At 66.6% G+C, this 13,138-nt stretch carries 12 protein-coding genes; 5 read left to right on the forward strand and 7 right to left on the reverse strand.

Annotated features, from left to right (window positions below; translation table 11 throughout):
* Window positions 1-120: 120 nt before the first annotated feature.
* Complete coding sequence (gene pepN / locus EPB08_RS00090; protein ID WP_130617034.1) at window positions 121-2,778, reverse strand: aminopeptidase N; 2,658 nt, start codon at window positions 2,776-2,778, stop codon at window positions 121-123.
* A gap of 66 nt (window positions 2,779-2,844) precedes the next feature.
* On the opposite strand from pepN, the gene EPB08_RS00095 reads away from it, so the two are divergent.
* A complete protein-coding gene (locus EPB08_RS00095; protein WP_130617035.1) occupies window positions 2,845-3,849 on the forward strand; it encodes an aldose 1-epimerase in 1,005 nt (334 codons plus the stop codon).
* 8 nt (window positions 3,850-3,857) lie between these two features.
* Window positions 3,858-4,811, forward strand: a complete 954-nt coding sequence (locus tag EPB08_RS00100; protein ID WP_165418388.1) for a threonine ammonia-lyase — start codon at window positions 3,858-3,860, stop codon at window positions 4,809-4,811.
* A gap of 90 nt (window positions 4,812-4,901) precedes the next feature.
* Here EPB08_RS00100 and EPB08_RS00105 read toward each other — a convergent pair whose 3' ends face one another.
* Window positions 4,902-5,783, reverse strand: coding sequence for a DMT family transporter (locus EPB08_RS00105; protein WP_130617037.1), 882 nt, complete (start codon window positions 5,781-5,783; stop codon window positions 4,902-4,904).
* 227 nt (window positions 5,784-6,010) lie between these two features.
* Between EPB08_RS00105 and EPB08_RS00110 the strand changes: the two genes are divergently transcribed.
* Window positions 6,011-6,589 (forward strand): DNA-3-methyladenine glycosylase I, encoded by a 579-nt coding sequence (locus EPB08_RS00110; protein WP_130617038.1) that lies wholly within the window; start codon window positions 6,011-6,013, stop codon window positions 6,587-6,589.
* Window positions 6,590-6,791: 202 nt separating this feature from the next.
* Here the strand turns inward: EPB08_RS00110 and bioC are convergent, their stop codons facing one another.
* The 5 genes from bioC to bioB all read right to left on the reverse strand — a co-directional run bounded on the left by bioC (window position 6,792) and on the right by bioB (window position 11,640).
* A complete protein-coding gene (gene bioC, locus EPB08_RS00115) occupies window positions 6,792-7,673 on the reverse strand; it encodes a malonyl-ACP O-methyltransferase BioC (RefSeq protein WP_130617039.1) in 882 nt (293 codons plus the stop codon).
* Window positions 7,670-8,440 carry a pimeloyl-ACP methyl ester esterase BioH gene (gene bioH / locus EPB08_RS00120; RefSeq protein WP_130617040.1) on the reverse strand — a complete coding sequence of 257 codons (771 nt, stop codon included), beginning with the start codon at window positions 8,438-8,440 and terminating at the stop codon, window positions 7,670-7,672. Before bioH ends, bioC begins: the two co-directional genes overlap by 4 nt.
* Window positions 8,437-9,306 (reverse strand): sulfurtransferase, encoded by an 870-nt coding sequence (locus EPB08_RS00125; protein ID WP_130617041.1) that lies wholly within the window; start codon window positions 9,304-9,306, stop codon window positions 8,437-8,439. Before EPB08_RS00125 ends, bioH begins: the two co-directional genes overlap by 4 nt.
* A 29-nt stretch (window positions 9,307-9,335) precedes the next feature.
* Window positions 9,336-10,520 (reverse strand): 8-amino-7-oxononanoate synthase, encoded by a 1,185-nt coding sequence (gene bioF / locus EPB08_RS00130; protein ID WP_130617042.1) that lies wholly within the window; start codon window positions 10,518-10,520, stop codon window positions 9,336-9,338.
* A 115-nt stretch (window positions 10,521-10,635) separates the two neighbouring features.
* A complete protein-coding gene (gene bioB / locus EPB08_RS00135; protein WP_130617043.1) occupies window positions 10,636-11,640 on the reverse strand; it encodes a biotin synthase BioB in 1,005 nt (334 codons plus the stop codon).
* A gap of 146 nt (window positions 11,641-11,786) precedes the next feature.
* Here bioB and EPB08_RS00140 point away from each other — a divergent pair, with 146 nt between their 5' ends.
* A complete protein-coding gene (locus EPB08_RS00140; protein WP_130617044.1) occupies window positions 11,787-11,993 on the forward strand; it encodes a hypothetical protein in 207 nt (68 codons plus the stop codon).
* Between the two features lie 16 nt (window positions 11,994-12,009).
* A complete protein-coding gene (locus tag EPB08_RS00145) occupies window positions 12,010-12,732 on the forward strand; it encodes a ComF family protein (RefSeq protein WP_130617045.1) in 723 nt (240 codons plus the stop codon).
* Window positions 12,733-13,138: the final 406 nt, after the last annotated feature.

Below are 13,138 nucleotides of genomic sequence, written 5' to 3' on the forward strand. Positions count from 1 at the left end.
GAGCCTGACGAGGCCGGTCTCCTTGCCGTTTTCAGAGATTACGCCCGGGTGCCCCGTCTTCGACGGGTAGCACTCGGGCGTTGTTCTATGGGCGGCCCGTCAGCCGGGCCGCCAGGGCTCTCAGCCGTGCAGCATGCTCTGCACGATTTCATTGAGATTGCGAGAAAGGCCCGGATGCGCAGCCACCGATTCGATCGCGCTGCGCGCGAGCGTGCGGCGTCCCGGCTCGAGGCGCTGCCAGCCATTGAACGCCGTCGCCATGCGTGCAGCGATCTGCGGGTTCAATGCATCCAGCTGCTTCAGGCGTTCGGCCAGCAACTGATAGCCGCCGCCGTCCGGCCGATGAAAACCATTCGGATTGCCGCGCGCCCAGGCGCCAAACAGCGAGTTCACGCGATTGGGATTCTTCAGCGTGAAGGCGGCATCGGCTTCCAGCGCGCGTACGCGCTCAAGCACGACTTCGCCGGGCAGCTGCGTCTGCACCGAGAACCACTTGTCCATGGCGAGCGGGTTGTCCGCGTAGCGTTCACGGAAGTGCAGCAAGGCGGCGTGGGCTTGAGGTGCGTCGCCGCGCACCAGCACGCTGAGCGCAGCGAGGCGGTCGGTCATGCTTGGCGCGTTGTCGTACTGCAGCGTGGCCAGCGTATGCGCCGTCCATGGATCGATGCGCGACAGCAGTTCCAGCACGCGGCGCTTCAGTCGGCGATGAGCCTGGCTGGCGGCATCGAGCTGCAGGTTGGTGTGCGCGGCGAGGGATTCGTAGCGACGCTGCAAGGCTTCCTGTCCGATCCGCACGGCCAGGTGTTCCTGCAGCTGCTGGCGCAGCGTGTGCACGTGGGATGGGTTGACCTGACGTTCGCGCTCGGAAAGCTCGATCTCGCCGGGCGGCGTGAGCAGGTCGGCCAGCAGCGCCGCATCCAGCGAGCCGTCGTTGAACAGCGCAGCCAGCGCTTCGCACCAGGCGTCGAGCGCGCGGGTGTCGTCACCGTCGCGCAGGTTGTCATAGGCACGAGTGGCAAGCTGTTGGCCGGCCTCCCAGCGATTGAAGCCATCAGGATCGTGGCGCAGCAGCAAGGCGAGATCGGCGGGCGCATAAGCGCATTCAAGGATGACCGGGGCGGAAAAACCGCGCAGCAGAGAGGGCACCGGCGCGTCGTTCACCTGCTGGAACACGAACTGCTGTTCGGCGCGATCCAGCACCACGACACGCTCGGTCGCACCCGATGCATCCGCCTTGTCGCCCGCCAGGTGCAGCGGAATCATGTGGCCCGCGCGATCGAACAAGGCCAGCTTCACCGGTATCGGCAGCGCCTGCTTGTGTGACTGTTGGGGCGTGGGCGGCGTGTGTTGCGACAGCGTCAGCGTGTAGCTGCGATGCGCGGCGTCGTAATGGCCGCGCGCGGACAGGCGCGGCGTGCCGGCCTGCGAATACCACGCGAGGTACGGCGAGAGGTCGATGCCGTTGGCCTCGCTCAGGGCGCCGAGGAAATCCTCCAGCGTGGCGGCGCGACCGTCGTTGCGGGAGAAGTACAGATCCATGCCACGACGGAAGCCTTCGCGACCCAGGCGCCCCGCGATCATGCGCACCAGCTCCGAGCCCTTCTCGTAGACGGTGGCGGTGTAGAAATTGTTGATCTCGCTGTACTGCGCCGGACGCACCGGATGCGCCAGCGGACCGGCATCTTCCGGAAACTGCGCGCGGCGCAGCAGGGCCACGTCCTCGATGCGCTTGAGCGCCGGGGAATTCATGTCCGCCGAGAACTGCTGCTCGCGGAACACGGTGAGGCCTTCCTTCAGCGATAGCTGGAACCAGTCGCGGCAGGTGACGCGATTGCCGCTCCAGTTGTGGAAGTACTCGTGCGCCACCACGGCTTCCACCGCGCGGTACTCGTCGTCCGTGCTGGAGTCGGGATCCGCCAGCAGGTACTTCGCATTGAAGATGTTGAGTCCCTTGTTTTCCATCGCGCCCATGTTGAAGTCGTGCGTGGCGACGACATGGAACACATCGAGGTCGTACTCACGGCCGTAGACCTGCTCGTCCCAGCGCATGGAGCGCTCCAGCGCATCCATCGCGTATCCGCACTGGCCGATGGCGTCCGGTTCGGCCCAGATCACCAGCTTCACCGATCGACCGCTGCCGGTCACATAGTCGTGCTCAAGCTTCTGCAGCCGTCCGGCCACCAGGGCAAACAGGTAGCTGGGCTTGGGGTGCGGGTCGACGAAGCGGGCCCAGTGCCGGCCGCCTTCCAGTGCGCCTTCGCCATCCGGATTGCCGCCGGCCAGCAGCACCGGGAAGCGGTCGCGATCGGCGCGCAGGGTGACGGTGTAGCTCGCCAGCACGTCGGGACGGTCCGGGAAGAAGGTGATGTGGCGGAAGCCTTCGGCCTCGCACTGGGTGAGCAGGAAGCCGCGTTCACGGGGGCCCGAGAGGTACAAGCCTTCCAGCGCCGTATTGGCCGCCGGCTGCAGGCGGACGCGCGTTTCCAGCACGCTGCCGTCGCGCACGCCATCCACTTCCAGCACGGTGTCTGTGTAGCGCCAGGCGTGGTCGGCGAGCGGCTGGCCGTCGAGCTCGATCGACAACAGCTCCATTCCTTCGCCATCCAGACGCAGTGGCCCCTGTTGCGCAGGGTCGCCCTGCAGATGCAGGCGCGAGGTCACCTCGGTGGTGTCGATGCCGAGGTCGAAGGTCAGTTCCACCTGCGATACGCGCCAGGCAGGGGCACGATAGTCGCTGAGTCGGACCGGGGCAGGAGAGGTGTCGCTTCGGTTGTTCATCGGCGCTGCTGGGGTGGAAGGGACTAGTCAGGCTAACATGCGGGCCTTTCCAGGCAGGACAAGGCGATGGCGGAGTATCTGGCGGAACGCGCCCGGTTGGGGAGCCACGAGCTGGCTGTGCTGACCGATGTGGCCCACGGATGGCGTGTGCGTATCGCGCTACGCGGCGCCACCCTGCTGAGCTTCGAGGTGCCGTCGTCGGAGGGCACCTGGGACATCGCGGACGGCTACCGCGACGCCGATGAGCTGGAGTCGCGCCCCAGCTCCCGTTTTGCCGTCATGGTGCCGTTTGCCAACCGCATTGCCGATGCCCGCTATCCGTTCGACGGGGAAACCCATGACCTGCAGCCCGGTGTGGAGGGCGCCTCGCGTGCCGCGCGGCACGGTTTCGTGCGTGGCGTGGACTTCGAGCTGGCGGAGCTATCCGCTGATGCTCACGCGGCGCGGGTGACCTTCACCACGCAGGCGATCCGGCCGGGTGTGCATCCGGGATATCCCTTCGCCATCGATCTCGCCGTCACCTATACGCTCGATGCCGGTGGTCTCACGATCGAAGCCGTCATGCGCAACGTGGGCGAACATGCGGCGCCGTGTTTCTTCGGTTGGCATCCGTATTTCCGCCTTAGCGAGCAGCCCATTGAAGGTTGGGAGCTGCAGATTCCCGCCGACAGCGTGGTGCGTACCGACGCCGACTTCATCCCGCTGCCCGGCGAAGGCGCCCGCCTGCCGATGGACCACGCACCGGAGGTCGATTTCCGCCAGTTGCAGGCGATCGGTCCGCGCGAGCTCAACCACGCCTTCGCCGACCTTCGCTGCGACACCGACGGTCGTGCGCGTACCCGGTTGCGCGATCCCGCCACCGGCCTGAGCATTGCGGTGTGGCAAACCACGGGCGTCATGCTTGCTTTCACCGCCGATACGGTGACGCGCGATGTGCGTCGCTCGGTCGCGCTGGAGCCGATGGAAAGCTGGGCCGATGCCTTCAACCGGCCCGATTGCGCAGACGCCATCCGGCTGGAGCCCGGCGCCGAGCGGCGCTTCCTTTGTGGTGTGGAGATCGAAAGCCCATGAGTTCCACGATGAATCGCGCCGCGTTGCCGACCTTCGCCCAGGTGCAGGAAGCCGCCGAGCGCATTGCGCCGTATGCCGTGCAGACGCCGGTGCTGCGCAGTGCCACGCTGAACGCGCTGGCGGGAGCGGAGCTGTATTTCAAGTGCGAGAACTTGCAGCGCGGCGGGGCCTTCAAGTTCCGTGGCGCCTGCAATGCCGTGTGGTCGATGGACGATGCGTTGGCCGCCAATGGCGTGGTCACGCATTCCTCGGGCAACCATGGCAACGCGCTGGCGCTGGCGGCGGCTACGCGCGGGATTCCGGCGCACGTGATCGTTCCCGATGGCGCCGTGCGCACCAAGGTCGAGGCGATCGAGCGCGCCGGTGCGATCCTGCATCGCTGTGAGCCGACGCAGGCAGCACGCGAAGCCAAGGCGGACGAAGTGCAGCGTGCCACCGGTGCAGAGCTGGTACACCCGTTCTCCGACACCCGCGTGATGGCGGGCCAGGGCACGGCCGTGCTTGAGTTGCTGCAGCAGTCCGGCGGCCTGGATGCCGTGATCACGCCGATCGGCGGCGGCGGGCTGATCGCCGGCACGGCGATTGCGGCGCATGGCGTGGCACCGCAGCTGGAAGTGCATGGCGCGGAACCGACCGGCGCCGATGACGCGGCGCGTTCGCTTGCCCAGGGCCACCGCGTGGGTCCGTTCGTACCGGACACCGTTTGCGATGGCCTGCGTACGTTGATCGGCGAAACGAACTTCGAGGCGCTGCGCATGCATCGCGTGGAAGTGACCACGGTGAGCGACGACGAGGTTGTCGCTGCGATGCGACTGCTGTGGAATGAGTTGAAGATCGTGGTGGAGCCTTCCAGTGCGACGGTGCTGGCGGCGGTGCTGAAGCGGCCGGAGCGATTCAAGGGCAAGCGCGTGGGCTTGATCCTGACCGGTGGTAACGTCGATCTCGACGCGCTGCCCTGGTAAAGCGAAACCTGGTGTAGGAGCGCACCCAGTGCGCGATCGCGGCTTGCGGGGCGCGCCAATCGCGCACTGGGAGCGCTCCTACAGGCAGCATCAGGCCTTGCGCAGGCGCAGTCCGCTCACCGCGAACAGCCCCAGCAGCACGAAGGCGATGCCGAGCCATTCCATAGCACTGGGTTGTTCGTGCAGGATCACCCATGCCAGCAGCACGCTCATGATCGGCACGCCCAGGCTGGCGAGGCTCGCCACCGCCGTGGGCAGGCGTTGCAACACGATCAGCCACAAGCCCCAGGCGATGCTCGAAGCCATCACCACGCTGTAGGCGAGGCAACCGATGAACTGCCAGTTCCACTCGATGGAACGTTGCGGCACGCACAGCGCAATCACCACCAGCATCAGCGCGCCGAACAGCATCTGCCAGGCCGTGAGGTTCAATGGCGAGGGTGCGTAACGAAGGAACACCCGCTTGCTCAGTACCGTGCCCATGGCCCACGCGGCGCCCGCGCCGATGGCCAGCACGGTACTGCCGGTATTCCCGAGGCCATGCCAGGGTTCGATGATGCAGATGAGACCGATGGCGGCGAGGCCCAGGCCCAGCCATCGCCGTGGCGTGAGGCGCTCCTGCAGGATCAGCCAGGCGAGCAGCACCGCCCAGAATGGCATGGTGTAGGCCAGCAGCGCGACACGGCCGGCGCCGCCACTCACCAGCGCCCACTGGCCCAGGCCCTGGAAGGCCGCGGTCTGGCACAAGCCGATCAGGATGGTGGGCAGCAGCGGCGGTGGGCGCAGTGATTGCCGTGTCGCCAGCAACACGCCGAACAGCACCAGCGCGCCGAGAACGTAACGGATCGCGGCAAAGTCGAACGGTCCCGCGTGCTGCAACACCTGCTTCATCACCACCCAGCTGTATGCCCAGATGACGATGGTGGCCAGTAGCGCCAACACGGCGCCGCGCGATTGCGAAGTTGCAGTCATGGAGATCACGTGAAGGCGAGGACGCGTGCGGCAGGTCGTGCCCTTGTTCCGTACGCATGGGTGGGATAGCGTCGTTGCTCCCCTGCCAACTTACAAGGGGATGCGCGTGGCCGGACCGGGTTCATGGCTTGCCCCCGTGCCCCACACCAGGTTGGCAGCGTTGATCGGCATCGTCATCGGTTTTCGTGGAAGCTGCGGCGCGCCCGCGGCGTGAGAGGAATCAGGACATGGCATCGAGTTCGGCAAAGACCATGAAGCGCTGCGCTTGGGGCGACAGCGCAGACATGCACGACTACCACGACACCGAGTGGGGCGCGCCGCTGCATGACGACCAGATGCTGTTCGAATTCCTGTGCCTGGAAGGCGCGCAGGCGGGATTGTCCTGGCGCACCATCCTGCTGAAGCGAGACAACTACCGCCGAGTGTTCCACGACTTCGACATCGAACGCGTGGCGGCGATGAAGGATCGCGAGCTGGAAAAAGCCCTGCTCGATCCCGGCATCGTGCGCAACCGACTCAAGGTTTACGCGGCGCGCGACAACGCTGTGGCTTCGCTCAAGGTGATTGACGAACTCGGCAGCCTCGACGGCTACCTGTGGTCATTCGTGGACGGCAAGCCGCTCCGCAATCGGTGGACCGGCCAGGGCGATGTGCCAGCCAGCACGCCGGTTTCCGACCGCATGAGCAAGGACCTGAAGAAGCGCGGCTTCCGCTTCGTGGGCACCACCATCTGCTATGCCTTCATGCAGGCTACCGGCATGGTCAACGACCATGTGGTGGGGTGTTTTCGCTACAAGCAGGTCTAGCGGTCCACCCGTCGGCTCATTTGTGGGAGCGCACCCTGTGCGCGACGGGACGAAGCGCAACCATCACGATCAAGGTCGCTGCGGTGGTCTCGCCAGACTTCCTGTACAGGTCAACACCACTGGGTCGATGCTGCCTCTCGGCGATATCAGCGCCGCGGTCGCGCACAGGGTGCGCTCCCACAAGAGTGCGGTGACCGTGGCGTCAACGCCGACGTGAGCCGCGCAGGCTGTCGATCGAGAAGCTGGCGATCTCACCGCCGCCTGCCATCCGGCGTGACTGGCCCGGCGGCGGGCCCCAGGCATGCGCGGTGACCACTTCCCAGGTGGCGGGAATGCGGCCGTCGACGCGCATGGTTTCGTAGGCGGCGAGCATGCGCTGGTAGTGGCGCTTGCCGAGCAGGTGGCGTTCGCGTTCGCGATCGGCATTGGTGGCACCCAGGCCCTGCAGCTCCTTCAGCAGCATGCGGGGCTCGCTGTAGGTGAGCGTGTAGCGGTCGACGTCGAGCACGGGGTCGCGCAGGCCGGCATTGATCATCGCGTCGCCGAGATCGTGCATGTCGAGGAAGCGGCTCACGTGCGGCTGCTCATCGGCTTGCGCCCAGGCGGCGCGCAGCTCTTTCAGCGTGTCGGGGCCGAAGGTGGAATACACCAGCAAGCCGCCGGGCTTGAGCACGCGCACGCATTCGCCGAACAGCGCGGGCAGGTCGTCGATCCACTGGAAGCAGAGGTTCGAATGCAGCACGTCCACGCTGTGGTCGGGCAGCGGCAGCGAGGTGGCTTCGGCGCACACGCGCTGGAACGGCTTCAGCCAGCTCATATGCTTCTTCGCCGCACGCAGCATCGGCAGCGCCAGATCCATCGCGATGACCTGTGCCTTGGGGTAGCGCTTGCGCAAAAGCGAGGTGCCGCGGCCGGTGCCGGCGCCGACATCGATCACGCGTTCGGGCGTTTCCAGGTAGAAGCCCAGGCGGTCGATCAGCAGCGTCTGTACTTCCTGCTGAAGCGTGTCGTGCTGTTCGTAGGTCGCGGCGGCGCGGCTGAAGTTGCGCCGCACCTGGCGCTGGTCGACATGCGAAGAACTCATCGGAACGTATCCAGCAAGGGCATCAGCGCCGCCTTGACGGCATCGGCGTAGCCGAAGAACGGCGCATGGCCGGCGTGGGCGACTTCGACATAGCTGCCGTGCGCCTGTTCGGCGGACCACGCCATCGCGGGCGGCGGCACCAGTCGGTCGCGATGACCGGCGATCCACACGTTGGGCACCGACAACGAAGCGAGGTCGGCGCGGCGGTCGGAGGTTTCCAGGATGCGGATGCCATCCTGCAGCACGCGCAGGTCCGGCTCGCCGCGCGTAAACATCAGACTGCGCAGGTGGCGCAGTTCGGCGCGCGGATCGGGGCTGCCCATCGCCTCCAGCGCGATGAAACGTTCGAGCGTGGCGTGGTAGTCGGTTTCCAGGTCTTCAGCGAGCTGGCGCACCAGCTTCGGATCGCTGCCGTAGGGCCAGCTCTCGTCGCGCGAGAATTTCGGTGTACCGCAGATGACGCCGAGGCCGCAGGCATGCTGCGGACGCTCCAGCGCGGCCGTCATCGCGATGAGTCCGCCCAGCGACCATCCGATCCAGATCGCGCGCGGCGTGCGTTCGGCGATGGCCTGTACGCAGGCCGAAGGCGTCAGCGGCAGGTCGCTGTGGCGCGAGTAGCCGTGGCCGGGGAGATCCACCACGTGCAGCGTGCAGCGGTCGGCCAGCACCTCGCACAAGGGTTCCATCATGCCGCCGTGCATGGCCCAGCCGTGCAGGATCACCGCGGGGATCTCGCCGTGGCCGTGGGTTTCGATGTGGAGCGTCATGGCGTATCGACCCCCTCTCCACTTTGGGGAGAGGGTTGGGGTGAGGGGCGGGTGCTCGCGAAAGCATCGCTTGGTGCGGGCGTGTCGCTGGATTGGCCCCTCACCCCAGCCCTCTCCCCGAAGGGGAGAGGGAGCAAAGCGGCGGGCGCCAGGCCCTTGTCCACCGCGCCGCGCTCATCGAACACGAAGCAGCCGCCGTTCCAGTGCGTGCCGTCGGTTTCCTCGAAGTACTTCAGGATGCCGCCTTCGAGCTGGTACACGTGCTCCATGCCGATGTCCTGCATGTGCAGCACTGCCTTTTCGCAGCGGATGCCGCCGGTGCAGTACGACACCACGGTCTTGCCTTCGTAGCGCGCGCGATCGGCGGCGATGGCCTCCGGAAACTCCGTGAAGCTCCCGATGCGGTAATCCACGGCGTTGTCGAACAGGCCGACGTCGGTTTCGTAATCGTTGCGCGTATCCAGCAGCATGACCTCCCGGCCATCATCGTCGTGCCCTTGGGCCAGCCAGCGCTGCAGTGTCACCGGCGCGACCGAGGGCGCGCGCGCGCCTTCCGGACGAATCGCCGGCATGCGCATGGTGATGATTTCCTTCTTCAGCCTCACGCGCATGCGTCCGAACGGCACCTCGTCGGAGATGGACTCCTTGGGTTCCAGCCCGGCGAAGCGCGGGTCTTCCCGTAGCCAGTTCATGAACGCATCGATCGGCTCACGCGGTCCGGCCAGGAACAGGTTGATGCCTTCAGGGGCAAGCAGGATGGTGCCCATGAGTTCCAGCGCGGTGCAGCGCTCGAGCACGCGTTCGCGCAGCGCAGGCAGGTCGTCCAGGCTGACGAAGCGATAGGCGGAGAGATTGAGGATGGACATGGAGGGGGACGGGTACGGCAAGGCCGCCATTATACGGGGTGGCCCGCGGGCACCCGGGACAGTGCCTCCAGCAGCCGGTCCACGTCGGTTTCGGTATGGGCGGCCGACAGGGTGATACGTAGCCTGGCCTTGCCCTGCGGCACGGTGGGAGGCCGGATGGCGGTCACCAGGAACCCCTGGTCCTCCAGCGTCCGGGCGACTTCCAGCGCCGTCTGCGCCTCGCCCAGCAGAAGCGGCTGGATGGCGGTGGGCGAGGGCATCAGCGGCAACCCCAGTTGGCCCGCGCCCTGGCGAAAACGGGCGATCAAGGTGTGGAGCCGCTCGCGCCGCCAGGTTTCCGATTGCGCCAGTCGGACGGCTGCCAGCGTGGCCGCGGCGAGCGCGGGCGGCATGGCCGTCGTGTAGATGTAGGTGCGTGCGGCCTGCACCAGGCCGTCGATCAGCGCCGCAGAACCGGCGACAAAGGCTCCACTGCAGCCCAGCGCCTTGCCGAGCGTGGCCATCAGCACCGGAACCTCGTTCTGATCGAGCCCGGCATCGGCCACGCAGCCTTCGCCGCGTGCGCCCAGGACACCGAGGCCGTGGGCGTCGTCCACCATGAAGGTGGCTCCTTCGCGCTGGCAAAGCGCAGCCAGCTCGCGCAGCGGTGCGATATCGCCATCCATGCTGAACACGCCGTCGGTGGCCAGCAGCACGGGCGCGTCGCCCCGGTTCGCGAGTTGGCGCGCGGCGGCGTCGACATCGGCGTGCGGATAGCGTTTCAGATCAGCGCCGGCCAGTTGGGCGCCATCGAGCAGGCAGGCATGGTTGAGCTTGTCCTGTACGCAGACGTCGCCACGCTCAAGCAGCGCCTGCATCACGCCGAGGTTGGCCATGTAGCCGGTGGAGAACAGCAGCGCGCGTTCGCGCCCCGTCCATTCGGCCAATGCCTCCTCGAGCGCAGCATGCGCGAGGCGATGACCACTGATGAGGTGGGCGGAGCCGCTGCCCACCCCATCGTCGTCGGCCGCGCGCTTCAGTGCAGCGATCAGGGAAGGGTGTTGCGCCAGCCCGAGATAGTCGTTGCTGCAGAAGGAGAGCAGCCGGCGGCCATCGCGTTCCAGCCACACACCGTCGACGCGGTCGATGGTGTGCAATTGTCGCCGCAACCCCGCCTGCGCGCGCTGTTGCGCGTGCAGGGCCAGGCGGGCGAGGAGGTCGGGTCGCTGGGTCATGCGAACGGCGGCTTCTTTGTGGGAGCGCACCCTGTGCGCGACTACCGTGCGGAGCGGCAACGCCATGACACTGCGGTCGCGCACAGGGTGCGCTCCCACAACGGCGATGGCGTCGTTACGCCACGCAGTGCTCGAGGATGTCAGCGTGCACCGTGCCCGACGTCTCCACCACTTCCATCGGGTGCAGGTCCAGGCGCTTGAACAGCTGGCGGTCGTGTTCCACGTCAGGGTTGCCGGTGGTCAGCAGCTTTTCGCCGTAGAAGATCGAGTTGGCGCCGGCGAAGAAGCACAGCGCCTGCACGGCGTCGTCCATCTGCTGGCGGCCGGCGGAGAGGCGCACCATCGAGGCCGGCATCAGGATGCGTGCGACGGCAATCGTGCGTACGAATTCGAACGGATCCAGCGCCTGCGTGCCGTTGAGCGGCGTGCCTTCCACCTGCACCAGCTGGTTGATCGGCACCGACTCGGGATGCTCGGGCAGGTTGGCCAGCGTCTCCAGCAGGCCTGCGCGCTGGTCGCGCGTCTCGCCCATGCCGACGATGCCGCCGCAGCAGGTCTTGAGGCCCGCTTCGCGCACGTGCCCCAGCGTGTCCAGGCGATCCTGGTACTGGCGGGTGTGGATGACCTCGCTGTAGAACTCGGGCGCCGTGTCCAGATTGTGGTTGTAGTAGTCCAGCCCCGCCTGCTTGAGCGCGCCGGCCTGGTCGCTGTTGAGCATGCCCAGCGTGGCGCAGGTTTCCAGGCCCAGGCCCTTCACGGCGCGCACGATCTCGGCAACCTTCACCACGTCGCGATCCTTGGGGCTACGCCATGCGGCGCCCATGCAGAAGCGCGAGGCACCGGCGTCCTTGGCCGCCTGCGCACGCGCCACCACGGCCTCCACGCTCATCAGCTTCTGCGCTTCCACGCCGGTGTCGTAGCGCGCGGCCTGCGGGCAATAGGCGCAATCCTCCGGGCAGCCGCCAGTCTTGATCGACAGCAGCGTGGAAACCTGCACGGCGTTCGGATCGTGGTGCTCGCGGTGTACGGAGTGGGCCTGGTGCAGCAGCTCGTTGAACGGCAGCGCGAACAGCGCGGCCACTTCGGCGCGGGTCCAGTCGTGGCGGATCGGGTGGGCCATGGCGACAGCTCTGGGATGGGGAATCGGCGACAGTTTGGCAGGGCATCCCGAGCTGTCAACTTTTCACGTGATCATTGAGTTGACGATGCGCCGACGTATGGCTGGCGCTACCATCGACCCATCCACCCCTATGGGAGCCTTCAGGCATGAGCGCAGGACAGGGCAGTTCGGGCAATGTGCTCGCCGCCATCTGCAGTTTCTTCATCCCCGGCCTGGGCCAGCTGGTGCAGGGGCGCTTCTGGATAGCGCTGGTGATGTTCGTGCTGGCGGCCATCCTGTGGATCGTGTGGCTGGGCTGGATCATCCACCTGTGGTCGATCCTCGACGCGGCGCTGTTCAAACCCAAGACCTGAAGCGAGGTATCGGCGCATGGATGCGCTTCTCTGGTGGCATGCGGCGAAGGCATCGCTGCAGCGCTTTGTCCTGCCCTTCCGTTGTTTGCTGTGCGGGGCACCCGGCGCCGACGGTCTCGATCTGTGCCGCGACTGCGCGATCGAATTGCCACGCAATCGCCGCTGCTGCGCGCGATGTGCCTTGCCGCTGCCGGAACCTGCCGCCTTATGTGGCCAATGCCAGCGCCGACCGCCACCGTGGGACGCCGCCTGGGTGCCGTTTCGTTATGCGTGGCCGCTGGATCGGCTGGAGTCGCGGTTCAAGTTCGGCGCCGACCTGGCGGCAGGCCGCGTGCTGTCGGCGTTGTGGCTGCGCGAATCGCAACAGATCGAACGCCCCGACGTGATCGTGCCCGTACCCTTGCATCGTCATCGGCTACGAGCGCGCGGATACAACCAGTCCGTCGAGCTTGCACGGCCATTGGCGCGTGCCATGCGTCTGCCGCTTCACTACACATGGTTGCAGCGCGATCGTGGAACGACCGCCCAGACCGAGCTCGGCGCTGCTGCCCGGCATCGCAACGTGCGTCGTGCATTCACGACGCGAGCCGATGCCGCGTGGCCCGAGCACGTCGCATTGCTCGACGACGTGATGACGACGGGTGCGACGCTTGCCGAATGCGCCCGCGTGTTGCGTCGGGCGGGTGTGAAGCGCATTGACGTCTGGGCGTTGGCTCGTGCGCCGGCATGGCGTGGGTAGTCGGCGATGGCGATGTCCGGCCGGAAGGTCATGCTCAGCTTCACGGCGAAACCGGCTTCATTGGAAAGCTGCGGCTACGTGCGATTTGCCGAATTTGCACATGCGATGGTCGGGTCGATGGGTAACCCTTGTACCCAGCGCCGTAGAGACTCGATGCATGGCTCCCAGGATGCCGGAAAAGCGTGCCGAGTATCGCGGAGTGAGTAGTAGGCGTATGCGGGATATGGCTCGGACCGGGGCGACGTTCTCGCGTACACGCCTGTCCAGTTTGTTCGCTCTAGAGGCTTGGCAGTGGCTGCGGTTGTGATGTTCCGCGGCTGAGCCCGTCCCAAGCGAAGGGCGTTAGGGGGCCTTCGACATGGTGATCAGCATCATCAATGGCCGCGTGGCACACGCGGTCGCGGAA

It is taken from the genome of Dyella amyloliquefaciens (assembly GCF_004296575.1).
In the GTDB taxonomy this organism is placed as follows: Bacteria; Pseudomonadota; Gammaproteobacteria; order Xanthomonadales; family Rhodanobacteraceae; genus Dyella; species Dyella amyloliquefaciens.